25 protein-coding genes are annotated in these 24423 nt (G+C 44.5%); 11 read left to right on the forward strand and 14 right to left on the reverse strand.

Features of this window, described 5'->3' with window-relative positions:
- Positions 1-117: 117 nt before the first annotated feature.
- On the forward strand, positions 118-543 hold the full coding sequence (locus ACEPPX_RS06255; RefSeq protein WP_416623363.1) for a DUF523 domain-containing protein: 426 nt from the start codon (positions 118-120) through the stop codon (positions 541-543).
- 289 nt (positions 544-832) lie between these two features.
- Here ACEPPX_RS06255 and mutY read toward each other — a convergent pair whose 3' ends face one another.
- Positions 833-1891, reverse strand: coding sequence for an A/G-specific adenine glycosylase (gene mutY, locus ACEPPX_RS06260; protein WP_416623364.1), 1059 nt, complete (start codon positions 1889-1891; stop codon positions 833-835).
- Positions 1892-2090: 199 nt separating this feature from the next.
- Here mutY and ACEPPX_RS06265 point away from each other — a divergent pair, with 199 nt between their 5' ends.
- The gene (locus ACEPPX_RS06265; protein WP_047761573.1) at positions 2091-3131 is read left to right on the forward strand and encodes a zinc-dependent alcohol dehydrogenase family protein; all 1041 of its coding nucleotides are present in this window, start codon (positions 2091-2093) and stop codon (positions 3129-3131) included.
- Positions 3132-3311: 180 nt separating this feature from the next.
- Here ACEPPX_RS06265 and prmB read toward each other — a convergent pair whose 3' ends face one another.
- From prmB to ACEPPX_RS06300, 7 genes are all read right to left on the reverse strand, one after another.
- Positions 3312-4211: a 50S ribosomal protein L3 N(5)-glutamine methyltransferase gene (gene prmB / locus ACEPPX_RS06270; RefSeq protein WP_416623365.1), complete on the reverse strand. Its 900-nt coding sequence runs from the start codon at positions 4209-4211 to the stop codon at positions 3312-3314.
- Positions 4212-4327: 116 nt separating this feature from the next.
- Positions 4328-4975: a MarC family protein gene (locus ACEPPX_RS06275; protein WP_047761769.1), complete on the reverse strand. Its 648-nt coding sequence runs from the start codon at positions 4973-4975 to the stop codon at positions 4328-4330.
- A gap of 74 nt (positions 4976-5049) precedes the next feature.
- On the reverse strand, positions 5050-6114 hold the full coding sequence (rodA, locus tag ACEPPX_RS06280) for a rod shape-determining protein RodA (RefSeq protein WP_047761797.1): 1065 nt from the start codon (positions 6112-6114) through the stop codon (positions 5050-5052).
- 32 nt (positions 6115-6146) lie between these two features.
- Complete coding sequence (gene mrdA / locus ACEPPX_RS06285; protein WP_416623366.1) at positions 6147-8189, reverse strand: penicillin-binding protein 2; 2043 nt, start codon at positions 8187-8189, stop codon at positions 6147-6149.
- Positions 8189-8689 (reverse strand): rod shape-determining protein MreD, encoded by a 501-nt coding sequence (gene mreD, locus ACEPPX_RS06290; RefSeq protein WP_047761771.1) that lies wholly within the window; start codon positions 8687-8689, stop codon positions 8189-8191. The genes mrdA and mreD overlap by 1 nt, the downstream gene beginning before the upstream one ends.
- Positions 8686-9570 carry a rod shape-determining protein MreC gene (gene mreC / locus ACEPPX_RS06295; RefSeq protein WP_416623367.1) on the reverse strand — a complete coding sequence of 295 codons (885 nt, stop codon included), beginning with the start codon at positions 9568-9570 and terminating at the stop codon, positions 8686-8688. Before mreC ends, mreD begins: the two co-directional genes overlap by 4 nt.
- Before the next feature lie 17 nt (positions 9571-9587).
- Positions 9588-10628 carry a rod shape-determining protein gene (locus ACEPPX_RS06300; protein WP_047761773.1) on the reverse strand — a complete coding sequence of 347 codons (1041 nt, stop codon included), beginning with the start codon at positions 10626-10628 and terminating at the stop codon, positions 9588-9590.
- Positions 10629-10836: 208 nt separating this feature from the next.
- Here ACEPPX_RS06300 and gatC point away from each other — a divergent pair, with 208 nt between their 5' ends.
- The 4 genes from gatC (at position 10837) to ACEPPX_RS06320 (ending at position 14462) form a co-directional block, all read left to right on the forward strand.
- A complete protein-coding gene (gatC, locus tag ACEPPX_RS06305; RefSeq protein WP_047761774.1) occupies positions 10837-11127 on the forward strand; it encodes an Asp-tRNA(Asn)/Glu-tRNA(Gln) amidotransferase subunit GatC in 291 nt (96 codons plus the stop codon).
- Positions 11128-11235: 108 nt separating this feature from the next.
- Positions 11236-12684, forward strand: a complete 1449-nt coding sequence (gene gatA, locus ACEPPX_RS06310; RefSeq protein ID WP_416623368.1) for an Asp-tRNA(Asn)/Glu-tRNA(Gln) amidotransferase subunit GatA — start codon at positions 11236-11238, stop codon at positions 12682-12684.
- A 154-nt stretch (positions 12685-12838) separates the two neighbouring features.
- On the forward strand, positions 12839-13657 hold the full coding sequence (locus ACEPPX_RS06315) for a DNA adenine methylase (RefSeq protein ID WP_416623408.1): 819 nt from the start codon (positions 12839-12841) through the stop codon (positions 13655-13657).
- Positions 13647-14462: a DNA-methyltransferase gene (locus ACEPPX_RS06320; RefSeq protein WP_416623369.1), complete on the forward strand. Its 816-nt coding sequence runs from the start codon at positions 13647-13649 to the stop codon at positions 14460-14462. Before ACEPPX_RS06315 ends, ACEPPX_RS06320 begins: the two co-directional genes overlap by 11 nt.
- A gap of 16 nt (positions 14463-14478) precedes the next feature.
- On the opposite strand, the gene ACEPPX_RS06325 is transcribed toward ACEPPX_RS06320, so the two are convergent.
- Together ACEPPX_RS06325 and ACEPPX_RS06330 are read right to left on the reverse strand one after the other, a co-directional pair.
- Positions 14479-15183 (reverse strand): MutH/Sau3AI family endonuclease, encoded by a 705-nt coding sequence (locus tag ACEPPX_RS06325; protein WP_416623370.1) that lies wholly within the window; start codon positions 15181-15183, stop codon positions 14479-14481.
- The gene (locus ACEPPX_RS06330; protein ID WP_416623371.1) at positions 15170-15409 is read right to left on the reverse strand and encodes a helix-turn-helix domain-containing protein; all 240 of its coding nucleotides are present in this window, start codon (positions 15407-15409) and stop codon (positions 15170-15172) included. The genes ACEPPX_RS06325 and ACEPPX_RS06330 overlap by 14 nt, the downstream gene beginning before the upstream one ends.
- A gap of 97 nt (positions 15410-15506) precedes the next feature.
- On the opposite strand from ACEPPX_RS06330, the gene gatB reads away from it, so the two are divergent.
- From gatB to ACEPPX_RS06350, 4 genes are all read left to right on the forward strand, one after another.
- Positions 15507-16937 carry an Asp-tRNA(Asn)/Glu-tRNA(Gln) amidotransferase subunit GatB gene (gene gatB / locus ACEPPX_RS06335; RefSeq protein ID WP_416623372.1) on the forward strand — a complete coding sequence of 477 codons (1431 nt, stop codon included), beginning with the start codon at positions 15507-15509 and terminating at the stop codon, positions 16935-16937.
- 156 nt (positions 16938-17093) lie between these two features.
- Positions 17094-17570 (forward strand): LPS assembly lipoprotein LptE, encoded by a 477-nt coding sequence (gene lptE / locus ACEPPX_RS06340; protein WP_416623373.1) that lies wholly within the window; start codon positions 17094-17096, stop codon positions 17568-17570.
- Positions 17570-18574: a DNA polymerase III subunit delta gene (holA, locus tag ACEPPX_RS06345; protein ID WP_416623374.1), complete on the forward strand. Its 1005-nt coding sequence runs from the start codon at positions 17570-17572 to the stop codon at positions 18572-18574. The genes lptE and holA overlap by 1 nt, the downstream gene beginning before the upstream one ends.
- A 94-nt stretch (positions 18575-18668) precedes the next feature.
- The gene (locus tag ACEPPX_RS06350; RefSeq protein WP_047761779.1) at positions 18669-19094 is read left to right on the forward strand and encodes a membrane protein; all 426 of its coding nucleotides are present in this window, start codon (positions 18669-18671) and stop codon (positions 19092-19094) included.
- A 131-nt stretch (positions 19095-19225) separates the two neighbouring features.
- Here ACEPPX_RS06350 and plsY read toward each other — a convergent pair whose 3' ends face one another.
- Positions 19226-19840, reverse strand: coding sequence for a glycerol-3-phosphate 1-O-acyltransferase PlsY (plsY, locus tag ACEPPX_RS06355; RefSeq protein ID WP_416623375.1), 615 nt, complete (start codon positions 19838-19840; stop codon positions 19226-19228).
- A 60-nt stretch (positions 19841-19900) separates the two neighbouring features.
- Between plsY and folB the strand changes: the two genes are divergently transcribed.
- Positions 19901-20263, forward strand: a complete 363-nt coding sequence (gene folB / locus ACEPPX_RS06360) for a dihydroneopterin aldolase (protein WP_047761780.1) — start codon at positions 19901-19903, stop codon at positions 20261-20263.
- A 93-nt stretch (positions 20264-20356) separates the two neighbouring features.
- Here the strand turns inward: folB and ACEPPX_RS06365 are convergent, their stop codons facing one another.
- From ACEPPX_RS06365 to ACEPPX_RS06375, 3 genes are all read right to left on the reverse strand, one after another.
- A complete protein-coding gene (locus tag ACEPPX_RS06365; RefSeq protein WP_416623376.1) occupies positions 20357-21226 on the reverse strand; it encodes a pirin family protein in 870 nt (289 codons plus the stop codon).
- Between the two features lie 369 nt (positions 21227-21595).
- On the reverse strand, positions 21596-22258 hold the full coding sequence (locus tag ACEPPX_RS06370; protein ID WP_416623377.1) for an isochorismatase family protein: 663 nt from the start codon (positions 22256-22258) through the stop codon (positions 21596-21598).
- A 264-nt stretch (positions 22259-22522) separates the two neighbouring features.
- The gene (locus ACEPPX_RS06375) at positions 22523-23860 is read right to left on the reverse strand and encodes a sodium-dependent transporter (protein ID WP_416623378.1); all 1338 of its coding nucleotides are present in this window, start codon (positions 23858-23860) and stop codon (positions 22523-22525) included.
- Positions 23861-24423 lie beyond the last annotated feature (563 nt).

The raw sequence follows: 24423 nt of genomic DNA on the forward strand, positions 1-24423 counted from the left end.
AAGTAACCTAAAAAGAATACTTTTGGAAAGAACGGCTTGAGGTACCTACGCCAAAAGAGAATAAAGATCAAGAGTAAGATTTTCAGGTTGCCTGAAAGGTTGAAATGTGGGGTCAACATGATTGAGCAATGTGTTGTGGTGAGTGCATGTTTGTTGGGAGAAAATTGTAAATACAATGGCAAAAATAATTTAAATGATAAAGTGATGTTGTTTTTGTTGGATAAAAAAGTTTTACCTATTTGTCCTGAACAATTAGCTGGTTTGCCTACGCCACGCCCAAGTGCTGAAATGGTTAATGCGCGGGTTACTGAGCAATCAGGTAAAGATGTACATGATGTTTATCAAGCTGGTGTAGATAAGGCGATGGCTATTTTGGCACAAGAACAAGTGGAAGCAGTGGTATTGCAGTCGCGCAGTCCAACGTGTGGTGCCAATCAAATATACGATGGAACATTTACGGGTAAATTGATTTCAGGCAGCGGCTTATTTGCGCAGGAGTTGAAAAAACAGAACTACTCCGTTATAGATGTTGCTGATTTGTAGCCGGTTAAATTAAGAAATACATCGTTGTCTGCTCTCTTATTTGCTGTTTGTACACGGTAGTTGCTGCCGCCTTATATTATTTTCTATTTATAAGTTTCTTCATACTATAGGGCAAATATAAAAAGGCCGTCTGAAAATATATTTTCAGACGGCCTTTTTATATGCTTTTTATTTTTTAACTATGATTTATAAAAATTGTAATTATATTTTGGTTTTGAAAAATAGGGTTTGGAGCATAAAAGAATAAGCTAAAACGGGGTGTTTAACGGGATGTTTTGAGATAGGAAACTTAAAAAAGTTTGTATTGTTTTTGCTTGAGATAATCATTCATAGGCTTAGGGATGCCATAGTTTTGTAAATGGCTAGGATTTACCCAGATGCCGTCTGAAAGTTCGGAAGGTAAAGCTGCATCGGTTGTCGGGGCTTTGAAAGGGGTGATCAGCAGCAGGCGGTGAGTAAGGCGGTGGGTGATGGCGGCCTGCTCTTCCAATTCATCAGCGGATATGCCGCATTGTTCGGCAAATCGGTATAAGCTGTGTAAGTCTTCAAAACATGGCACACAATAAAGCCCGCCCCAAATGCCGCTGCTAGGGCGCTTTTGCAGAAAAAGAGAGCGGTCTGCCTGTTCGAGTATCAGCCAGTAAAGCGGCAGGTTTTTGACTGTGGTTGTGTTTTTTTTGCGCGGTAGCTCGTGTGTACGGTTTTGTGCTTTTGCCTGGCAGATATCAGCCATCGGGCATTGGTGGCATAAGGGGGTGCTGCGTTTGCAGCAGGTTGCGCCCAAATCCATCAGGCCTTGTGTATAGGCAGGCATATCATCGGCTTTTTCGGGTAGCAGGTTTTCTGCTAAAGCCCACAGGCTGTTTTCGAATTTTTTGTCTGTGGGGTCACCGTCTAATGCGAACACCCTGCAAAGTACGCGTTTGACATTGCCGTCAAGGATGGTTTCCCGCTGTCGGAATGAGAAAGCGGAAATGGCAGCGGCAGTACTGCGGCCAACCCCGCATAGTTGCTGTAATTCAAGTCTTGTTTGGGGGAACGTACCGCCAAAGTCTTGTATAACTTGCCGAGCGGCTTTGTGTAGGTTGCGGGCACGGCTGTAATAGCCCAAACCTTGCCACAGGCTTAATACTTCATCTTGAGGAGCATGGGCGAGTGTTTGTATGTTGGGAAACCGTTCGATAAAGCGGGGGTAGTAATCCAATACGGTGCTAACTTGGGTTTGTTGCAGCATGATTTCGGAAAGCCATACGCGGTACGGATCAGTTACCTGCCAAGGTAGATTGTTGCGACCGTGGCTGCGTTGCCAGCGGATAAGGCGGGTTGAAAAATCGACGGTAGGACTCATGCGGCAGTTATCGGTTGAAAAATTAAATTCTATATTTTACCCGAATTAGACATGCTTTCGCATGGCTTGCTGTGTAATGATTTTGTTGTTTGATATGGGTAAATAATTCCTTTAATAAAAGCCGCACATTCAGGAGATATGCTTACAATGTAGATAAAGATTTTATTCGTTATATTTTTATCAAGAAAGGAAGTTTTCAATGAAAGCAATGGTTTATCATGCAGCTAATGATATTCGTTTGGAAGACAAACCGAAACCTCAGATTTTAGAGGCAACCGATGCGATTGTACGGATTGTAAAAACGACGATTTGCGGTACCGATTTGGGTATTTGGAAAGGTAAAAATCCTGAAGTTGCCGATGGCCGTATTCTCGGGCATGAAGGCGTGGGCATTGTGGAAGAAGTTGGCTCGGGCGTGCGTAATATCAAGGTTGGGGATAAAGTGATTATTTCTTGTGTCAGCAAGTGCTGTACTTGCGACAACTGTAAAAAACAGCTTTATTCCCAATGCCGTAACGGCGGCTGGATTCTCGGCTACATGATTGATGGTACGCAGGCCGAGTATGTGCGTACGCCTTATGCCGATAACAGCCTGATTCCGCTGCCTGAAGGTGTGAATGACGAAGTGGCTTTGTTGTTGAGCGATGTACTGCCCACAGCGCATGAAATCGGTGTGCAATATGGTGATGTAAAACCCGGTGATGCGGTATTTATCGCGGGTGCAGGTCCCGTAGGTATGTCGGCTTTATTGACGGCCCAGTTTTACAGTCCTTCCGTGATTATCGTATGTGATATGGATGAAAACCGTTTGAAACTGGCGAAAGAACTGGGTGCGACGCACACGATAAATCCGGTTTCCGGAAATGTTGCGGCCCGGGTAGCCGAAATTGTGGGTAAAGACGGTGTGGATTGTGCGATTGAGGCAGTTGGTTTGCCGGCGACGTGGTCTTTGTGTCAAGACGTGGTCAAACCCGGTGGGCATATCGCTGTGGTAGGTGTATACGGACAATCGGTTGATTTTAATCTGGAGCGTTTATGGATTAAGAATCTAACCATTACCACAGGTTTGGTGAATGCCAATACGACTGAAATGCTGCTAAAAGCCATTTCTACCAGCTCTGTTGATCTGACCAAAATGCTGACGCATCGTTTTAAACTGAGCGAGCTGGATAAGGCTTATGAAGTGTTTAAGCATGCGGCTGAAAACGGTGCAATGAAAGTAGTGTTGGTTAACGAATAATGGTACGGTAAAGCTGTTTTAAAACTATATATATTAGTTGCCCAACAGGATATCTTTTTGGGTATCCTGTTTTTATATTTAAGAAAAAGTTTTTATAAAGATTAATGCCGTCTGAAAATTTTTCAGACGGCATTAATACGGTAACATTGAGATTTTTAATCCAATTATATCAAAGCAGTTTTATTCTTCACCGAGTAATTGCTCACGGGTCAGCAGGAATACAAAACCGTCGCCGCCGCTGGTTTCCAGCCAAGTAAACGGTAATTCCGGGTATGCTGCTTCCAATACTTCGCGGTTATGGCCGATTTCTACCAACAATACGCCCTTTGGATTGAGGTATTTGGCAGCTTGCAAAATAATTTGGCGGGTTGCATCCAAACCGTCTTCACCGCTACCAAGGGCAAGCTCAGGCTCATGCAAATATTCTTCAGGCAGGGCTTCTACTGATTCGGCATCTACATAGGGCGGATTGGAAACGATCAAGTCGTAAGTTTCTTCGATACCTTCGAATAAGTCGGTATGAATCAGATTGATGCGTTCTTTCAATCCATATTCTTCGACATTAATAGCGGCAACTTCAAGGGCATCCAAGCTCAAATCTACGGCATCGATTTCGGCAGCCGGATAGTGGTGTGCCATCTGAATGGCCAAGCAACCGCTGCCTGTGCATAAATCTAATGCGCGGTGTACCAATTCGGGATATTCGATCCAAGGCGATAGTGCATCGCCGAGCAATTCGTAAATAAACGAGCGAGGTACGATAACGCGCTCATCTACATAAAAATCAAAATCACCTTGCCAAGCCTGATGCGTCAGATAGGCGACCGGAAGGCGTTCGGTTACGCGGCGTTCGATTAAATCCAGCACCTCGGCTTTTTCAGATGCAAGCAATTTTGCATCCAAATAAGGCTCGAGCGTATCAAGAGGCAGGTTAAGGGTGTGTAATATCAGATACGCGGCTTCGTCATGGGCATTGTCACTGCCGTGTCCGAAAAACAATCCGGCTTCGTTGAAACGGCTGACGGCAAAACGCAGGATATCGCGCACGGTGGAAAGTTCTTTTGCGGCTTGGGCAAACATATTGGTGTTCCAAGTATTAAATTAAGTTGCAGATTATAACACTTCCGTAGAACGGATAATTATGGAAAGATGCCGTCTGAAAATTTCAGACGGCATTCAAGAGAAAATTACTTTGGTTATGCAGCCAAATCAGGGAATAGTGCTTTTAGGCCTGATACGATGATTTCTACCGATACGGCGGCCAAAAGCATACCCATCACCCGGTTAAGAATAGTTAATCCCGTATCGCCCAGAAATTTACTGATGCGGGCCGCTGCCATAAGCGTTATATAGCATATCAGGCTGATAATCAGGCCGGCGGCTAAAATGGAAAGCGTATCCTGATAGCCTCGTGCCGTAGAGGTATAAATGATCACACTGGAAATCCCGCCGGGGCCGATCATCATCGGAATAGCCAGGGGTACGACGGCGATGGTGCCGGGCTTCTGGCGCCGTGCATGGGCCAGTTCTTCTGAATTTGTATCGAGTGTGGGTTTGGCCGGATTATCATTGCCGCTCATCATGGAAATGGCAATCAAAAAAACCAAAATACCTCCGCCTACTTGGAACGAACCAACGCTGATACCAAGCAGTTTCAGTAACATATTGCCGCTTAGCGTAAACAGGCAAATTACAACGAATACGCTGAAAGTGGCGATTTGGGCGACTTTACGCCGCTCGCGGGTACTGTGGTAACGGGTGAGGTCTAGGAAAATTGATAAAGCTCCGAAAGGATTAATCAATACCATGAATGCCAAAATGATTTTGGAAATTTCCATGCCCATTAGGGCGGCTCCTTAAGTATTAGTCGGATACAGAATATTTGTAGATTTTCGAAAAGACAATGTGTGGTTGTGGTTTAACGGCGCTGGTTGGATATACCCATTAATAAAGCCAAAATCACCATAATCGACAAGGTGGCGGTGCCTCCGTAGCTGACCAACGGCAACGGTACACCTACCACCGGTAAAATGCCGCTCACCATACCCATATTGACAAATGCGTAGCAGAAGAAAGTCATTGTGAGTGCGCCTGCCAGAGTGCGGCTATAGAGTGTCGGCGCTTGTCCGGCAATGTATAAGCCGCGCCCGAGGATTACCAAATAAATGATTAGCAGCAAAATATTGCCGATAAAGCCGAACTCTTCGCCATAAACGGCAAAAATAAAGTCGGTAGTAGATTCCGGGATATAGTCCAAATGTGTTTGCGTGCCATTTAGCCAGCCTTTGCCCCAGATTCCCCCCGAACCGATGGCGATCATAGATTGAATAATGTGATAACCGGCTCCGAGTGGGTCTTTGGTCGGGTCTAGGAGTGTCATCACACGGGTTTTCTGATAAGGGTGCATTCCATAATTCCAAATCAGAGGCAGTGCTGCGGCAAAGCTGATAATGGCAGCAAAAATTACCTTCCAAGGTAAACCGGCAAAGAAGATAACAAACAGTCCGGAAGCCATAATCAAGGTTGCCGTTCCCAAGTCTGGCTGTTTCAAAATCAGTGCCCCGGGAATGATAACGATGGCAATCGCACCGATATAATGATACCAGCGCAGTGATAATTCATATTTTTGCAAATACCAAGCTACCATCATCGGCAGGGCGATTTTCATGATTTCAGACGGCTGGATTCGACCAATACCTATATTGAGCCAACGGGTGGAACCGTTTACCGTGATGCCGAAAAAGTGCACGCCCAAGAGTAAGATAACGCCTGCAATATAAGCCGGAGGAGCGAAGTTTGCCAAAATCTGAGGACGAATACGGGCGATGGTCCAGAGCAAAGCAAAACCGAGTACGGTATGCAAGGTTTTATTTTCCAGTTGGCCGATTTCTTGGCCGTCTGCAGAATACAATAAAAACAAGCTCATGATGTAGATGATCAACATGGCGTAAAACAGCCAAGCATCCATCGGTTGCCAGATCATGTGCTTGATTTTTTGAAAAAGGGTTTCACTGGTCACTGAGAAACTCCCGAAATATTTTCGTGTGCGGCTTCAAATGCCTTTTGAAAAGGCGATGAAATATTTTTTTTCGGCGGCTCATCGACTGTTAATAAAGGGTTTTCGACAGTTTGTTTGCCACTCGTAGCAGGGGGCAGATTGTTATCTTTGCCGCCTTTTAGTTTCAACAGATAAAAGTCGGAAAGCTGCCGTGCAAGAGGGGCGGCACTTGCACCCCAACCGCCGTTTTCCAAAATAACAGCCACGGCGATTTTAGGGTTTTCTACCGGAGCGAAAGAAATGAACCAAGCATGGTCGCGGTGTTGTTCGGCCAAAGCAGCGGCATTATAGGTTTGCCCTTGCTTGATTTGTACGACTTGAGCCGTACCGGTTTTTCCGCCCATGCTGTATTGCAGTCCGCTGCCGATGCTCCATGCAGTACCGCCGGGACGTAATACCTTGACCATACTTTGTTTGACATACTCGAAATTGCTTCGGCTAAAAGGAATAGAGCGCGTAGGCTTGGGGTCTATCAGCGTAATTTGGCGGCGTTCGTGATCCAGCAGCTCTTTGACCATGTGCGGGCGGTAAACCACACCGTTATTGGCTAAGGAGGCTGTCGCATGGGCCATTTGCAGAGGAGTGTAAGTGTTATAACCTTGGCCGATACTGATAGACACCATTTCGGAGGCTTTCCATTCACGGGCTGCGGGGTTTTTCGATTTGGCAAAGCGTTGTGCTTTCCACTCTCGAGTAGGTAGGACACCGCGGTATTCATTGGGCAAATCGATACCGGTTTGTTCACCGAGGCCAAATTCAGCCAGGTAGGGGGCGGTTTTATCAATCCCCATTTCATAGCCTAAGCGGTAGAAAAAAGTATCCGAAGATACCTGAATGGCTTTGCTGAGATTTGCCGAGCCGTGTCCGCTGCGTACCGAATCACGGAATAGGTGGCGTGAGCCGGGTATGCTCCATGCGCCGGGAGCCGGAATAACTGTATTTTGGGTAATTTTTCCACTTTCAAGCAAAGCCATACCCATAAACGGTTTGAAGGTTGAGCCCGGAGGATAAAGGCCTTGTGTTACCCGATTAATTAAAGGGCGCTGCCAATCTTCATTCAGACTTTTCCATGTTTCCGTATCAATGCCGTCAATAAACAGATTGGGGTCGAACGAGGGTTTGGATATAAAAGCCAGTACCCCGCCGGTTTGCGGATCAATCGCCACCATCGCACCGCGGCGGCCATTCATTAAACGATCCGCTTCTTGTTGGAGACGGATATCCATAGCCAAACGCAGTGTCTGTCCTGTTTTTGCCGGCACGGTTTTTAAGATACGCACTACATTACCGTAAGCATCTTTTTCTACTTCTTGGTAGCCGGGAAATCCATGCAGTTGGCGTTCGTAATAGCTTTCCAACCCTGATTTGCCAATGTGGGTGCTACCGCGATATAAAGCGGTAAGAGACTCCTCATCCAGCTTTTTTTGATCTCTATCACTGATGCGGCCGATATAACCGAGAAAATGCGCCGTTAGCTGGCCGTAAGGATATTCACGAAAAGTTCGGGCGTTGATTTCTACCCCTTTAAAGCGATAAAGCTGTGCCGCCAAACGCCCGGCTTCATCAGGAGTGAGTTTAAGTTTGAGAGGGATTTTTTCGTAGGAGCGGAATTCCGCACGAAATTTCCGAAAGCGGCGTAAGTCTGCTTCGCTAATATCTACATAGCTGCGCAAGGCTTCGATAGTATCGTCGATTTTGCCTTCCAAATTGCTGGGAACCAACTCAAGCGAATAAGCCGGGTAGTTATGGGCTAAAACCACACCGTTGATATCAACGACTTCGCCGCGTATAGGTGGGGTCGGGATTAATGAAATTCGGTTAGTGGTAGCTCGGGCTGCAAATTCATCATGCTTGATGATTTGCAGATAAACAAAGCGTGCGGTAAGGATAGCGAAACATACGATAATCAGGCCAAGTGCTACCAGCAAGCGTAGAATGTAATCACGCTTGCTGATATTTTGATCCTGATTGGAAAGCGGATATTGGCGTGGCGTTTTCATTAGCGTAAACGTCGCGAATTCAAAATAGTGAGCATTATCTTACTCAACAGGGGCCATAACAGAGCACCGACGAAAGGAGCAATAAAGCTCAACCAGTCGTTATAGCGGTGATCGTACATAAGCCTTACCAGCATAAGAATAATCTGGTTGCCTAAGAGCGCAACCAATACCGCGAGTGCTTGAAAGCCGGAACTATATAATATGATCTGTCTTTGCTGCTGCTGGATTAAAAATGTAATCAGCATATATGACAATGCATGTTGCCCTAATGGTGCGGCGGTGCCTATGTCCACTAGTAAACCGATGATAAAAGCTATGCCTATACCGACTGATTGTGGGCGGTTAATCACCCAATAGAGCAGCATCATGGCGCTGAATTCTGGCAGCCAAAAAAAGGTATCTGCGTGAAAGGGCATGAAATCCAGCAGCATTACAATAGCGAAGCTTGCAGAAATCAGGCGCTTAGAAACGCGGTTGTGGAAATCGTCGAAGTTTGTCATTGTACTGCAGGCTGAGAAGGGGGCGTGCCTGTTTGCGCTTCGGGCATCAGGCGGTCGGTTTTTTGCGGTAGGGTCAATACATATTTACTGCTGCGGAAGGCGGCCATCGGTGCTAAGGTAACACGGTAATAGGGGGTGCCGGATGCTCGTGTCAGGTCTTCTACTTTGGCCACTGGGATTCCCGGTGGATAGACGGAGTCTAACCCGGAGGTGAGTAGAATATCGCCCGGGCGGAGATCCGCATCAACTGGAAAATAACGCAAACTGATAGCGCCACCTGTACCGTATACCAAGCTGCGCACACCGGTACGGGAAACCATTACAGGGATCACGGTTTGGCTGTTGGTAATCAAGGTCAGCTCAGCACTGAGCGCTTGTGCTTGGGTGATTTGCCCGATCAAGCCGTTTTGATCAATGACAGCATCGCCGTTATGCAGGCCGGCCCGGGTGCCTTTATTAATGATGAGCTTGTCTGAAAGCGGATCCTTGCCGTTGGAAATAACTTCGGCAGCCGTAACGGTTTGGATGCCGTTGGCTTGTAGTGCGGCCAGTTTTTTTAATTCATTGAGCTCCAAACGTAAGGTTTCGGTCTGATGGGCAATCAGTTTCAGACGGCTGTTTTCTTCTTGCAGTTTTTTCTGTTCGGAAATCAGTGAGGTTTGCGTATTAACAAAGCTGCTGGTGTAGTCGTATAGCCGAACAGGCTGGTTAGCCAGCCATTGCAAAGGATAGAGCAGGGTAGCTGCATAGCCTTTGATTTGTTGAACTGCCGCATAACGGGTATCCAGCATCATAAGAACGATGCTGGTTATCGACAGAAGAATCAATTTGCTGGCGGGGCGTATGCCTTTGCGGGCAAAATCTAAAGACTGTTCGGCCATGATACGCGCAAAGCAGGTTACGGGTTAACAACGAATACGGAATTTAGTTTGCCGATCATATCAAGAGCTTTACCCGAACCGCGTGCCACACAGGTAAGCGGATCTTCTGCAATCATTACCGGCAGACCTGTTTCTTCGGCCAGCAGACGGTCTAAGCCTTTGAGCAAGGCACCGCCACCGGTAAGTACCAAGCCCCGCTCGGCAATATCGGCACCCAGTTCGGGCGGGGTTTGTTCCAATGCGTTTTTAACAGATTGTACGATTTGGTTGAGCGGCTCGGTAAGTGCTTCCAATACTTCATTGGAACTGATAGTGAAGGAACGCGGAATACCTTCGGCCAAGTTGCGGCCTTTGACTTCGATTTCGCGTACTTCCATGCCTGGGAAGGCGGAGCCGATGGTTTTTTTGATTTCTTCGGCGGTTGCTTCGCCAATCAACATGCCGTAATTACGGCGTACATAATTGATGATGCTGTCGTCAAATGCATCGCCGCCCACGCGGATCGAGTGGGAGTAAACCACACCTGACAATGAAATTACACCTACTTCGGTAGTGCCGCCACCGATATCTACCACCATAGATCCGGTAGCTTCTTCAATCGGCAAACCCGCGCCGATTGCAGCTGCCATAGGTTCTTCAATCAGGTTGACGGTAGACGCGCCGGCTGCCAAAGCAGAGTCGCGAATGGCTTTACGTTCTACTTGGGTAGAACCGCACGGTACGCAAATAACGATACGGGGCGTTGCGGCAAAGCGGCTGTTATTTACTTTTTTGATAAATTGTTTGAGCATTTTTTCAGTTACGTTGAAATCGGCAATCACTCCGTCTTTCATAGGGCGGATAGCCTGAATGCTGCCCGGCGTTCTGCCCAGCATTTTTTTAGCTTCCGTTCCTACTGCCAAAATCACGCTTTTACCATGTGCGACATCGTTTTGCATGGCCACCACCGAAGGTTCGTCCAAAACAATACCTTTGCCTTTGATATAAATAAGGGTATTGGCTGTGCCCAAGTCGATGGCGAGGTCGTTGGAAAAATAGCGGGTTAAGAAGCGAAACATGAAAAAATCCTACCTAATGAGAAAATAATCAATAAAAATAGAAAAAAGGATATGGGCACGGCGTTTCAGGCGGCTATCGGTATGATAAAGCGCTGAAATCGCCATGCCGCGGTATTGGTTTTCAGTTATAATCTTCCAAATTTATTGGAAGTAACGTGCAATGATACCCTAGATTGAGGGTTTTGCTAATCAAATTTAAGGATTTTTTATGGCTTTGACCTTATCCGACGTGGAAAAAATTGCCAAACTGTCGCGTTTGAGTTTGACAGACGAAGAAAAACAACAAAGTTTGAAAGAGTTAAACGACGTTTTCGCATTGGTTGAGAAAATGCAGAGCGTTGACACAGAAGGCGTTGAACCTATGGCTCATCCGCATGAAGTAGCTTTGCGTCTGCGTAATGATGCCGTTATTGAAACCGATTGTGCAGCCGCATATCAGGAGGTAGCTCCTGAGGTGCGGAACCGATTATATATCGTGCCGCAAGTAATTGAAGAATAAATTAGAAACATGATTTCAGACGGCCTTCTTAATAAATAATCAGTATGCCGTCTGAAAAAGATTTAATCTGATTTGAATGAATACCGTCTGAACGCAACGGAAAACATTATGACATCATACACTTTGAAACAGGCCGCTGATATGCTGGCGGCCAAGAAAATTTCCGCTACCGAATTGGCTCAGGAATATCTAACTGCTATTGAAGCACGTAATCCCGTTATTAACGGTTATACTGCTTTGAATCCGGAGATGACATTGGCCGAAGCCAAGGCCGCCGATGCACGCATTGCAGCAGGTGATGCCACTGTGCTGACGGGTGTGCCGGTTGCATATAAAGATATTTTTTGTCAGCAAGGGTGGCGTAGTGCCTGCTCTTCCAAGATGCTGGATAACTTCGTCTCCCCTTATACTGCAACCGTAGTTCAAAATCTACTGGATGCAGGCATGGTAACGCTTGGCCGGGTAAATATGGATGAATTTGCCATGGGTTCGACCACGGAAACATCATTTCACGGCATTACTAAAAATCCTTGGAATCTCGAGCATGTTCCGGGTGGTTCTTCAGGCGGTTCGGCCGCTGTGGTGGCGGCCCGATTGGCTCCTGCCGCTTTGGGTAGCGACACCGGCGGTTCTATCCGCCAACCTGCGTCCCATTGCGGTATTACCGGTTTGAAGCCTACCTATGGCGTGGTTTCCCGTTTCGGTATGGTGGCTTACGCTTCCAGTTTCGATCAAGCCGGCCCTATGGCGCAAACGGCCGAAGATTGTGCGTTGCTATTGAACGCAATGGCCAGTTTTGACGAGCGCGACTCCACTAGCTTGGAGCGTGAAAAAGAAGATTATGCCCGTGATTTGAACAAGCCATTGAAAGGCTTAAAAGTCGGTTTGCCCAAAGAGTATTTCGGAGCCAACAACAGTGCCGACGTGCAGACGGCCTTGCAAAACATTATCGATTTGCTTCAAGCCCAAGGTGCGGAAATGGTAGAGGTTAGCCTGCCGCAAACCGAGCTATCCATTCCTGCTTATTACGTTTTGGCATCGGCAGAAGCCAGTACCAATCTGTCGCGTTACGACGGCGTACGCTATGGACACCGTGCCGCCCAGTTCGGCGATTTGGAAGAAATGTATAGCAACACCCGTGCCGAAGGTTTCGGAAGCGAAGTGAAGCGCCGGATTATGATGGGTACTTATGTACTTTCACACGGTTATTACGATGCTTATTACCTGAAAGCCCAAAAATTGCGTCGTTTGGTCGCCAACGATTTTCAGACGGCCTTGCAACAATGCGACATTATCTTAGGCCCTGTTGCGCCAACTGCCGCTCCGAAATTGGGTAGCGATATCAATGATCCCGTGCAAATGTATTTGAGCGATGTCTATACGATTGCGCTCAACCTTGCCGGTTTGCCGGGAATGAGTCTGCCTGCCGGATTTTCTTCGGACGGCCTGCCCGTCGGCGTGCAGCTGATCGGTAACTATTTTACAGAGGCCAAATTGCTGGGTGTAGCGCATCAGATTCAGCTCAATAGTGATTGGCATACAAAAACACCAGCTTGAAAGGATTTAAATAAAATGCGTGAGCTATATTTCCAAAGCAATGTGTTGATAGCCTAGATTTACCATACTACTAAGCAGGTACGGAGCGGCATAAACCCGCTCAAGCAGCGTATAATTTAGGCTACCAAGAAGGTTTTAAATGCAGTTAACTAAAATGAAAGTGAAACCTTTTCTGAAATGGGCTGGCGGGAAATCCAAGCTTGTACCATTTATCAAAACCAATATGCCTGACAGAGCTCCTATTAGACGATTGATTGAGCCATTTGCAGGCTCGGCAGCATTGTCAATGGCTTTAGACTTTGACTCCTATCTGTTAAATGATATAAATGCTGATTTAATTAATCTTTATTGGATATTGAAGCAGGAAAAACACGGTTTTATTGATTTTGCTCGTTCTTTTTTTAGTTTAGAAAACAATCGAGAAAACTGTTTTTATGCATTGCGTGAACAATTCAATAACAGCCAAGATTTGGTTGAGCGTTCAGCCTTATTTGTTTATTTGAATCGCCATGCGTTTAATGGGCTTTGCCGATATAACAGCAAAGGAGAGTTTAATGTACCATTTGGACGCTATAGCTCGCCTTATTTCCCTGAAGAGGAAATGCAGGGATTTATCTACAAATCCGATCGTATTGAATTGATGTGCGGTGATTTTAAGGCGGCATTAAAGATGGCGGGTGATGGTGATGTTGTGTATTGTGATCCGCCTTATGCTCCGTTAAGTACAACCACTTCATTTACCGCTTATGCAAAAGGAGGCTTCGGTATTGATGATCAAAACCGTTTGGCCTCTATAGCGCGACAAGCTTCAGAGTTAGCGGAGGGGGTGTTAATTTCCAATCATGATACTGAGTTTACTCGAAAAATATATCAAGGTGCACGGATAGAAACTATTGATGTACAAAGGAATATTGCTGCAAGAGGGAGTAGTAGACAAAAAGTAGGTGAATTATTGGCAATTTATGGTGAATGAATTTAATACTTTTAGGGAGGAGGCCTCACGGTATCATGCCTGTCTGAAAAAATATGTTTCAGAGGGTCTTGTAATTTACAATGAAAATGTTTTAACCGTGATGCGTCGTATTTTAGATAAGCATCCAAACGGTTGCTTTGATATGATATTTGCTGACCCTCCTTATTTACTTTCTAATGACGGATTTACCTGTCAAAACGGGCAAATGGTTTCTGTAAACAAAGGTGAATGGGATAAATCTAAAGGCTTGGCAGCAGATTTAGAGTTTTATGAGGAATGGTTGCGTTTGTGTTATGCACTTTTGAAACCAAACGGTACGATTTGGGTATGCGGTACACAGCATAATATTTACTTAACAGGCTATTTGATGTATATCATCGGCTATCACCTTTTGAACAATATTATATGGGAGAAACCTAATCCACCACCGAATCTCTCCTGTCGGCTCTTTACTCACTCGACTGAAACGATATTGTGGGCAAAGAAAGATAAGAAAGCTAAACATACATTTCATTATGAAATCATGAAAGCACAAAATGGAGGTAAACAAATGAAAAGTGTTTGGAAAATCACTCCACCAAGTAAATCAGAAAAGCAGTTTGGTAAGCATCCGACGCAAAAGCCATTAGCTTTAGTAGAGCGCTGTATTCAGGCTGCTTCTAATGTTGGTGATTTAATTTTTGATCCATTTATGGGTAGTGGAACAACTGGGCTCGCAGCATTAAGAAACGGGAGGAATTTTTGTGGGTGTGAATGGGAAACAGATTATTTTGAGCTGGCAAAGAAAAGATTAACGGCGGAGTAATCTGCCGTTAATCTTGTTAAATGATTTTATTAACTACCCAAGTACCTGATTGAATAGATTTCATAAATTCCTTTTTGAAATAAAAGGCATGATTTTTATTGGAAATATAGCGATTATAAGTAGTTGAAAAAATTGGATTGTAAGTGCCATTTGAGCGTTTGGAATCTTTTGAGCGAATTTGGATGAATTTTCCATTAGATGTATGTATAAAACCATCATTTGATTCTTGTATATGTTGATTTAACTGGTCACGAATTGCTAGAAAATCGCTTTTAAGTTCTTCATAAAGAATAGGATTTTCATCTAGGCAAATATGGTATGCGGAGTGTATATACCAATTATCAGGATTATCACCATTCTTACAAATGGGTACATACAGCATATTGTGAATTTTTTGATAGATCCAGCTATTTTCAAAGGTTAAATTGCCATTGATTAAATCATCAAATGAGTTTGAAATTTGAGAGATAAACATTGTTTCTAAAGGCTTACCTGTAGTATCTGATTTATTAGTTTTCAACTCGCCATCTGAAAAATCAGTTAGAGAAGAAGTGTTTTTTAGTCCAATCAGTTTTTCAAGAAATTGACCTACGCCGCCTTTGTTAATTTTCATATCAAAGGGTAGGTATTTAGGAAAGCGGCATTGGTATTCTTTTTTTAAATCAATCAGTAGGCGACCTTTATTTTCTTGTAGAAATGGATATGCATCAATTAGATTCATGATTTTTCTTTTCTAAAAAACTAACCAGTTGAGATAAAGGAATACATAAAGCCTTTGATAAACGGATAAGGTTGAGTAATGCAGGATTTCTTTCTCCTCGCTCAACCATTCCAATATAAGTTCTATGCATACCAGCACGTTCTGCCAATTCTTCTTGACTTAAGTTTTTACTTAACCGAAGATTTTTAACATGAGTGCCAAACAGTTTTAAGTCATTTGTTTTCATAGTGGATATTTTGATTGTTTAGAAGGTAGTTTCTACATACAATAAGTATCAATTTAAGAGATAATTTTTAGATTAATTGTTCAGAAGAAAGACCCTTATGACTTGGGAAACCGTAATCGGACTGGAAATCCACGTCCAATTAAACACCAAATCCAAAATTTTCAGCGGTGCGTCAACCGCTTTCGGAGCGGAGCCGAATGCACATGCCAGCGTGGTGGAATGCGCGTTACCGGGTGTATTGCCGGTGATGAATCGCGAGGTGGTTGAGAAAGCCATTAAATTAGGCTTGGCCTTGGATGCCAAAATTAATCAAAAAAACGTGTTCGACCGCAAAAATTATTTTTACCCCGATTTGCCTAAAGGCTATCAAATCAGCCAGTTGGACTTGCCGATTGTAGAGCACGGTAAGCTGGAAATCGTGGTAGGCGACGAAGTGAAAACCATCAATGTTACCCGCGCGCATATGGAGGAAGATGCGGGTAAATCGGTGCATGAAGGTTTAAACGGTGCAACCGGTATTGATTTAAACCGTGCCGGTACGCCTTTGCTTGAAGTGGTTTCAGAGCCGGAAATGCGTTCTGCGGCGGAAGCGGTAGCTTATGCCAAAGCCTTGCACGGTTTGGTGACTTGGTTGGATATTTGCGACGGTAATATGGCTGAAGGCTCGTTCCGTATTGATGCGAACGTGTCTGTGCGCCCGAAAGGCCAAGCTGAGTTCGGTACGCGTCGTGAAATCAAAAACCTCAATTCGTTCCGCTTCTTGGAGCAGGCAATTAATTATGAGGTGGAAAGCCAAATTGAAATTATCGAAGACGGCGGTAAGGTGCAGCAGGCTACCATGTTGTTCGACCCTGATAAGGGTGAAACCCGTGTGATGCGTTTGAAAGAAGATGCACACGATTACCGCTATTTCCCCGATCCTGATTTGCTTCCCGTAATTATTTCAGATGGTCAGTTAAACCAAGCAAAAGCAGAAATGCCTGAGTTGCCTAAAGAAATGGCAGCGCGTTTTGTGGCTGAATACGGTGTAAGTGATTATGATGCCCGTTTGCTGACGGCAAGCCGTCAACAGGCCGCTTTTTTCGAAACGGCGGCGCTCAAAAGTAAGCAAGGCAAGTTAGTGGCAAACTGGATGAACGGCGAGATGGCCGCTACCTTAAATAAAGAAGGTATCGAATTGGCCGATAGCCCGATTCAGGCCGAGCGTTTGGCGGGGTTGGTTGAAAAAATCGCCGATGGTACGTTGAGCAATAAATTGGCCAAGCAGGTATTTGAAGCTATGTGGGCGGATACTGCGGTGAGTGCCGAACAGGTGATTGAAGCAAAAGGCCTGAAACAAATTACCGATACCGGTGCCATTGAAGCCATGATAGATGAAGTGTTGGCTAATAACGAAAAAGCCGTAGAGCAGTTTAAGAGCGGTAATGAGAAAGCTTTGAATGCGTTGGTAGGTCAGGTGATGAAAGCCAGTAAAGGCAAGGCCAATCCGGCACAAGTGCAGGAGCTAATGAAAGCTAAATTGGCATAATCATACAAAAGCATGCCGTAATGAAAGAGATGTCTGCAAACTTAATACGGTAGTCGTACAGGCCGTCTGAAATTTTCAGACGGCCTGTACCCTTTGACTGACAATCCGCTATCAGCTGCGTTATAATTGGCGCAATTTATCTTTGAAGATACGGTTATGAATAAAATTCTGATGCTTGCTGTAGCCTTTATGCTTTCTGCCTGCGGATTTCATCTAAAAGGCCATATTGGTATGCCTTCGACTTTACCTTACCAAACTTGGTATGTAGACGGCGGTGCATTACAGCAAGCTTTGGAAACGGCGTTGCATCGCGCAGACGGCAAACCTGTTGCAGCTCCTGATGCACAAGCAGAGATTAGAATTGTGAATGTAGATATGCGTAAGGATATCTATACAATCACACAAGCGGCTGCAATCAATGAATATTTGCTAGCTCTACGGGTTGTGGCAGAAGTAAGCCGTAACGGTGAGAAATTGGGAGAACCGATCGAAGTGGTTATCCAACGCCCTATGGAATATGCCGATAGTGAAGTACTCGGTAAACAAGAAGAAGAGGCGACTATCTGGGCTGAGATGCGTACTGATGCCGCCGAGCAAATTATACGCCGATTGACTTTTTTGAAAGCTAACTGATGTCGGTGATGGATATCGGCCAACTTAATTCCTCTTTACCGCTTAGGCCTTTGTATGTGATACACGGTGAAGAGGATTTACTGCGTATAGAGGCTTTGGATACCTTACGCTTGGCGGCTAAGCAGCAAGGCTATTTAAACCGTGAGGTATATACTGCTGATTCTGCAAATTTTGATTGGAACGAATTACTTCAATCGGCAGGTAGTGTCGGATTGTTTGCCGATTTGAAATTATTGGAAATCCATATTCCCAATGGCAAGCCGGGAAAAAACGGCGGTGATGCTTTACAGACATTAGCCGAAAATCTTCCTGAAGATACAACAGTGATTGTGGTTCTGCCAAGATTAGAGCGTGTACAAACACAAGCCAAATGGTTTGGGGCTTTAGCACAACACGGAGTGGTTTTAGAGGCTAAAGCCGTCAACGGAGCTGCGCTGGCACCTTGGATTCGCGGGCGTTTACAGCAGCAGAATTTAGAAATAGAAGCGGATGCTTTGGCCTTGTTTGCAGAGCGGGTAGAGGGTAATTTGCTGGCCGCGAAGCAGGAAATAGACAAACTGGCTTTATTGCACCCTTCCGGGCATTTGGTCAACATGGCAGATGCCGAAGCTGCGGTGGCCAATGTGGCGCGCTTTGATGTATTTCAATTGGCCGGCGCATGGATGAGTGGTGACACCGCGCGGGTTTCGCGCCTGTTAGAGGGTTTGGAAGCAGATGGTGAAGAGCCGGTTTTGCTTTTGTGGGCTGTAGCCGAAGATATCCGTACCCTTATCCGCCTGACAGCTGCACTCAAGCAAGGCCAAAGCGTACAGTCGGTACGCAATAGCTTACGTCTGTGGGGAGACAAACAAACCCTGGCACCTATGGCAGTAAAGCGTATCAATATCGGTAGGTTGCTGGCCGCATTACAGGATTGTGCCAAAATAGACAGAATCATTAAAGGTGCGGAAGAGGGAAATGCCTGGGCTGAATTTAAAAATCTGGTTAGTGGATTGGCAGCTTAAAGCAAAATATACACTTGATATTGTGTGCAAAAATTCTGGCTGTTTGACAAGGTTTCAGACGGCCTATTTTAAGTAAAACGAAGGAAATAAAAATATGGATCAAAAAACCAAAATCCGTTTGGCGGGATTGATTATTTTGGCTACGGCGGTATTAAGTTTGATTTTGGTATTGTTTACCAATTCATGGCCGATTGCGATTGCGATTGCGATTGTGGTAATGGGGGCGGCTACTGCCGGTTTCTTTTGGTACTCAAAACGCCAGCAACGCCAATTTATCGAGCGGTTGAAAAAATTTGATATCGATCCTGAAAACGGTCGTGTGAACGAAGCAAATCTGCGCCGTATGTATCATAGCGGTGGGCAGGCTCAAAAAGATGCTGTTACCATTATCTGTCTTTCTCGGGAATGTTCGGTTGCGGAGGCTCATGCAATGTTTAAAAAACGCCCGACAAAACAAGAACAAATGCAGCAGATGCGTGAGATGCAAAAGGGCATGCGTCAGCCCCGCATGCGTCGTTAATTATTTGTGTTGTTAAAATAAATGCCGTCTGAAATTTCAGACGGCATTTATTTTTTATATCAGAATTCCGTATAGGGATGAGATTTTAGCGAATATAGTTTTATTAAAATCATTGATTTACGGGAGATGATTTATTCCTTTTTGGCTTTGTCGCCAATTTTACTTTCTTTGCCTTGTAACAGATTTTGGATATTGCTTTTATGGCGGTACAACACTAACAAGGCAATGATAACTGTAGCGATAACCCACGAACCGGCCGGCATCAGAAAGTAGGCGGCAATAGGACTTGCAACAGTGGCCACCAAGGCTGCGAGTGAGGATACTTTAAAGCCAAAAGCCATTACCAGCCAAATAAGTGCGCAAACCAGAGCGGTCGGCCATGAAAGGGCAAGCAAAACGCCTAAGGCGGTAGCAACACCTTTGCCACCTTTAAAACCAAAAAATATCGGCCACATATGTCCGATCAATGCGGCAACGGCAACGGCAGCAATAGTGGTATCGCTTAATCCCAGCGAATCTTGCAGCCAACGGGCAGCTAATACGGCGAGTAGGCCTTTGAGTGCGTCTCCCAGTAAAGTGAGTGCGGCTGCTTTTTTCTTACCGCTGCGCAAGACGTTGGTAGCTCCGGGATTGCCGGAGCCATAGGTGCGAGGGTCGTCCATGCCGTAGAATTTGGAAACGATTACCGCGAAAGAGAGTGAACCGATGAGGTAGGCGGTCAGAATTACAAATAAATTTAGCAGCATAGTGAAGACTTTTGTTTTAGAATGAAGCGGAGATTTTAACGTGAAACGGTTAAAAACAAAATGGATAAAATTTTCTTATACGGTATGAAGGCAGATACCCTTATCGGTGTTTACGATTGGGAACGCGAGCAGCTGCAAACATTATCGATTGATTTGGAAATCGGCGTGCCGGAAAAAACGGCGCATTCAGACCATATTGATGATACGGTTCATTATGGAGATGTATGTAATGCTGTCCGCAAGAGTTTAAGAGAGCAACGTTTTTTATTGCTGGAAGCTTTGGCGGAGCACATTGCCGAGTTGGTTTTACAAGATTTTGGCGCGTTGAGCGTGCGTGTGCGTGTGATAAAGCCGGGAATTCTAGCCGATGTGCGCGAAGTAGGAGTGGAGATAGAGCGGACAGCTTCTGAAGATAACGGATAGTAATGGAAACGAGGCCGTCTGAAAAAATCGGTAGGTTTTAATAGTAATCAAAAATATTTGGGGCAAACTATTGTTGAGTTTGCCCCAAGTATTTTATTTCAATTCACCGAATTTTCCATTGTTGAAATCTTCGACTGCTTGTACCAATTCATCACGGGTATTCATCACGAAAGGACCGTAAGCGGCAATTGGCTCATTAATAGGTTCTCCGCTGAGTAGCAGAAGTTCGGCGTTGTTTTGCAGGGGCTTGATATTAATATCACCGGATTCGGTTTCAAAGCTGGCTAATTGGGTGTCGACAGCGCGATACCGGTCGTTAAATTCCACTGTACCACGCCGTACGGCAATCATCAGGTTATGATGTGCGGGCAGGGTAAGGGTGATTTCGTGATTGGCATTTAGTGATATATCCCATACGTTCATTTCGGTGAAAGTATCTGCCGGACCCCGCCGGCCGGCATATTCACCGGCGATGATACGGATATGGCCGCTACCGTTATCGAGTTCTACTACCGGGATAGAGTCGGCAGGAATGTGTTGGTAGCGTGGCGGCGTATTTTTATGGGCTTTGGGCAGATTCACCCAAAGTTGGGCCATTTCAAATACGCCTCCTTGGCGGCTAAATGCCTCTGAGTGAAATTCTTCATGGATGATGCCCGAGCCGGCTGTCATCCATTGTACGTCTCCTTGGGCTATGACGCCGCCTCCGCCGGTACTGTCCCGATGCGCCACTTCGCCATGATAAGCAATGGTAACGGTTTCAAACCCTTTATGGGGGTGAGCGCCCACACCGCGGGGAGAGGCGGCATTCGGCGAAAATTCCATAGGCATGGCGTAGTCGAACATTAAAAAAGGACTGGTTTGTTTGTCTTCGCCCATATGTGAAAACAAAGGGGATACATGAAAGCCGTTGCCTACCCAATGGGTTTGAGGTGCATTGTATATAGAACGGATATTACGCATGATTCAAGCCTTTCTTTTAGATGCCGTCTGAAACTTCGGGCGGCTTTTTAAGTTCATGTTTTTAAATTTTGTGTATTTGAGATGAAAACACTCTTATACAGTATTTATTACTTTTTGAAGTTGAATTAATTGTATCAATATGTTTTCTATCGGGTAAGTACGCACAAAAATGATACTGTGGTAAAACAGTTATTTATCAGGTAAAAGTTTCCTGCTGTTTTACAGATGGCCTCATAACCTTATTGATAGTTGGAGGCAATTGGTAAAAACGTTTTGTGACTGGGTACTAATCATAAAAAGATAAAAAAAAGCCGTTTGAAACAAACGGCTTGTCACACACTAAACGGTAAGGTTAGTTGCGAAGGAAACTTAAGAAGCTTTAGCACATTGTTGCATAGTTTGGTTTTTTTCTAAAAGCCGCGTCAGCTCATTGGTATCTGTAACTACTTTTACACCATGGCGGCGTAAAGTGGCAATGGTTTCTATAACTGCATCGGGAGCATAGCCTCTGCAGGCCGATAAGTTAACGATTACTTGCCAGCGATCTGATTTTGCCAAATCCAATGCGGTATTGCGTACGGCGAATTCAGTAGCTAGGCCGCCAATGATGACCGTGTGTGCACGACTACGGATAAGGTATAGGAAAAGATCGGTATTGTGATGTTTTAATGCATCATAAAAACAGGCACTACGGGTAGTCGAAGTGTGAGTTTCAATAACTTGATCGTAATCCGCAGAGCACGGAATTCCAGGAAACAAATTTTGACCGCGGCATTCGTAAATGCGCTGAAAGAAACTGCTTTTGCTGTTATGGCAGGGATGGGAGCGGCGATGGTTCTCTAACAAGGTATCGCATAAAGTTGTGCCCGGAAACTTTGAGCGGTTTTCTACCAAAATGCGCTTATCTGCCAATTTCGCTTGGCGGTTGAGCTCGGGTACGATTTGTTCCGGGTGTGAAATAGCTGGCATATCGTTTGCTGCTTGGCAAGCAAACCGACATTGTGGTTGGATGTCAATGGCAACTATAGTCATGATGAGATTGTCCCTCTTGAAGATTGTATTCTGCTAAAGTAATTCTGATTAGCGGTATTTTTTTTAGATTAGCGGTATATTATCAATACAATTTCAATTACTCTAATAATTATTTTTAAACAAATAATAACTAAAAATTGCAAATAGCTATCAATTGTAAACGCATTTTTTTATATTTCATATTTTATTGAAATGAATGATAATTTTTTTGCATTTTGCATGAAGCTTTTGTAATTGATTTGCTGTTTTTTCATTTTTGGTAGATTACAACCAACCAAGTGTATGTACAAAGACCAATAAAATAGCCAACGGAGCCAAAAAACGGACGATTGCCAGCCAGAGATCAGCTAACCAAGAGGGGGTTGTTGTGCCGCGTTTCATGTGTGCCAGTACACCGGATTTGGGTTGGAACCAGCCGACAAAAACCGCAATAAGCAGCGCACCCAAAGGCATAATCAAGGCTGTAATCAGGTAGTCCCATAAATCAAAAATGGTTTTACCGAAAAGTTGCCAATCTTTCATCAGGCCGAACGACAATGCCGAGGGGATCCCAATGAGGTAAATTGCCGCCCCTATCCAGCGGGTGGTATTGCGTCTTTTGCTTTCATCATTACGGGTGATAGCGGCAATAACGGTTTCTAGCATGGCAAAAGCAGATGTGAGGGTAGCAAAAAGCACCAAGAGGATAAAAATGGCAAATGCTATATTTCCGAATGGAATTTTTTGAAATACGGCAGGTAAAACAATAAAAATCAAACCGGGACCTTGATCAGGTTTAAAGCCGAAAGCGAATACGGCAGGAAAAATAACCAAACCGGCAAGAACAGATACCAAAAGGTTCAACCACATAATGCTATGTGCAGAACGGAAGGTATCTTGTTTATCATTCAAATAAGCGGCATAGGTAATCATGGCCGATACGCCTATACTTAATGCAAAGAAGGCTTGCCCCAGAGCAATCAGCATCGTTTGCGGATTAAGGTATTGCCAATCCGGGGTAAATAGGAAATATACCCCTTCCATTGCTCCGGGTAGGGTGAGTGAGCGTACTGCCAGCAAGAGAAACAAAAGAAATAAAGCCGGTATCAGATAGCGGTTGGCTTTTTCAATACCGTTTGAAATACCGTTTTGCACCACCCATACGGTAATGAGCATAAATAAAGCCTGATAAGCAGGAGCTGCGATTGGGTGGGTAATAGTGTGTTCGAATAATTGACCAAAATCGGTATTGGCACCAATATTGCCGCTTAAGGCATGAATAGAATAGGCTAATACCCAACCGCCCACTACGCTATAAAAAGAGAGTAGGATAAAGCAAGCGGTTACTCCTATTCTTCCTACCCAAGGCCACATACTGTTTGGAGCAAGCATTTTGAATGCATCAATTGCATTTTTTCCACTTTTTCGTCCAATATAGAATTCGGCCAATAGTACGGGCAAACCAATTAAGATGGTAAAAATTAAGAATAATAATAAGAATACCGCACCACCGTTAGTGCCTGCGGTATAAGGGAATTTCCAAATGGCACCTAGGCCGATTGCTGAGCCGGCCGCAGATAATATAAAGCCGATTTTTGAGGACCACGAAACAGATTTCATCATAATTAAATTAAAAGGGTAAATTCAAAGTTGTTATTAGTATGGTTATTTTATAAAGCAGACTCAATTGTCAGAGGAGCATAGTAGTTTGATAGAATAGTTTTGCTTTATTCTATATGCTTTTGCTTTTCCTGAATTTTTTAAAGCAACTGAGGGGCTTTATATTTATTTTGGTTATTTCTATTGGCATAAAAGTTTGAAATTGTAACAAACTGATTAAATAAATGTAAGCTTTTTATGTAAATTTGTTATTTAATGGCGCTTGTTGTTTGATGCTTGAATGTTTTCAGACGACCGCTTTAAAAGAGAGGGATATATCGTGATAAATAAAATAGCCGGAATGTTTAAGATATGAGTGGGGAGTTGAAGGAAAGAGTTTTAGATAAGTATTTTAAAGAATTTGAAATTATAGGCCGCAGTTAAAGTTTTAGAACAAAAATAAAACTAAAATAAAAAACAAACCGCCTGAAAGCTAAGTTTCATGCGGTTTTTGTTTGGTGGGTCCGGTGGGGTTCGAACCCACGACCAAGGGATTATGAGTCCGCAGCGATATTGATAAAAATCAT

It is taken from the genome of Neisseria sp. S1, assembly GCF_048060015.1.
GTDB lineage: Bacteria > Pseudomonadota > Gammaproteobacteria > Burkholderiales > Neisseriaceae > Neisseria > Neisseria arctica.

Excerpts from the sequence above, each read along its gene's own strand:
- gatB (WP_416623372.1), top strand. The coding sequence starts at position 15,507 with ATGACTTGGGAAACCGTAATCGGACTGGAAATCCACGTCCAATTAAAC.
- ACEPPX_RS06265 (WP_047761573.1), top strand. The coding sequence starts at position 2,091 with ATGAAAGCAATGGTTTATCATGCAGCTAATGATATTCGTTTGGAAGAC.
- prmB (WP_416623365.1), bottom strand. The coding sequence starts at position 4,211 with ATGTTTGCCCAAGCCGCAAAAGAACTTTCCACCGTGCGCGATATCCTG.
- mreC (WP_416623367.1), bottom strand. The coding sequence starts at position 9,570 with ATGGCCGAACAGTCTTTAGATTTTGCCCGCAAAGGCATACGCCCCGCC.
- ACEPPX_RS06350 (WP_047761779.1), top strand. The coding sequence starts at position 18,669 with ATGGATCAAAAAACCAAAATCCGTTTGGCGGGATTGATTATTTTGGCT.
- mreD (WP_047761771.1), bottom strand. The coding sequence starts at position 8,689 with ATGACAAACTTCGACGATTTCCACAACCGCGTTTCTAAGCGCCTGATT.
- ACEPPX_RS06300 (WP_047761773.1), bottom strand. The coding sequence starts at position 10,628 with ATGTTTCGCTTCTTAACCCGCTATTTTTCCAACGACCTCGCCATCGAC.
- mrdA (WP_416623366.1), bottom strand. The coding sequence starts at position 8,189 with ATGAAAACGCCACGCCAATATCCGCTTTCCAATCAGGATCAAAATATC.
- ACEPPX_RS06275 (WP_047761769.1), bottom strand. The coding sequence starts at position 4,975 with ATGGGCATGGAAATTTCCAAAATCATTTTGGCATTCATGGTATTGATT.
- ACEPPX_RS06320 (WP_416623369.1), top strand. The coding sequence starts at position 13,647 with ATGGTGAATGAATTTAATACTTTTAGGGAGGAGGCCTCACGGTATCAT.
- holA (WP_416623374.1), top strand. The coding sequence starts at position 17,570 with ATGTCGGTGATGGATATCGGCCAACTTAATTCCTCTTTACCGCTTAGG.
- lptE (WP_416623373.1), top strand. The coding sequence starts at position 17,094 with ATGAATAAAATTCTGATGCTTGCTGTAGCCTTTATGCTTTCTGCCTGC.
- ACEPPX_RS06370 (WP_416623377.1), bottom strand. The coding sequence starts at position 22,258 with ATGACTATAGTTGCCATTGACATCCAACCACAATGTCGGTTTGCTTGC.
- ACEPPX_RS06325 (WP_416623370.1), bottom strand. The coding sequence starts at position 15,183 with ATGAATCTAATTGATGCATATCCATTTCTACAAGAAAATAAAGGTCGC.
- gatC (WP_047761774.1), top strand. The coding sequence starts at position 10,837 with ATGGCTTTGACCTTATCCGACGTGGAAAAAATTGCCAAACTGTCGCGT.
- ACEPPX_RS06365 (WP_416623376.1), bottom strand. The coding sequence starts at position 21,226 with ATGCGTAATATCCGTTCTATATACAATGCACCTCAAACCCATTGGGTA.
- ACEPPX_RS06255 (WP_416623363.1), top strand. The coding sequence starts at position 118 with ATGATTGAGCAATGTGTTGTGGTGAGTGCATGTTTGTTGGGAGAAAAT.
- ACEPPX_RS06375 (WP_416623378.1), bottom strand. The coding sequence starts at position 23,860 with ATGATGAAATCTGTTTCGTGGTCCTCAAAAATCGGCTTTATATTATCT.
- plsY (WP_416623375.1), bottom strand. The coding sequence starts at position 19,840 with ATGCTGCTAAATTTATTTGTAATTCTGACCGCCTACCTCATCGGTTCA.
- mutY (WP_416623364.1), bottom strand. The coding sequence starts at position 1,891 with ATGAGTCCTACCGTCGATTTTTCAACCCGCCTTATCCGCTGGCAACGC.
- gatA (WP_416623368.1), top strand. The coding sequence starts at position 11,236 with ATGACATCATACACTTTGAAACAGGCCGCTGATATGCTGGCGGCCAAG.
- ACEPPX_RS06315 (WP_416623408.1), top strand. The coding sequence starts at position 12,839 with ATGAAAGTGAAACCTTTTCTGAAATGGGCTGGCGGGAAATCCAAGCTT.
- folB (WP_047761780.1), top strand. The coding sequence starts at position 19,901 with ATGGATAAAATTTTCTTATACGGTATGAAGGCAGATACCCTTATCGGT.
- ACEPPX_RS06330 (WP_416623371.1), bottom strand. The coding sequence starts at position 15,409 with ATGAAAACAAATGACTTAAAACTGTTTGGCACTCATGTTAAAAATCTT.
- rodA (WP_047761797.1), bottom strand. The coding sequence starts at position 6,114 with ATGATCTGGCAACCGATGGATGCTTGGCTGTTTTACGCCATGTTGATC.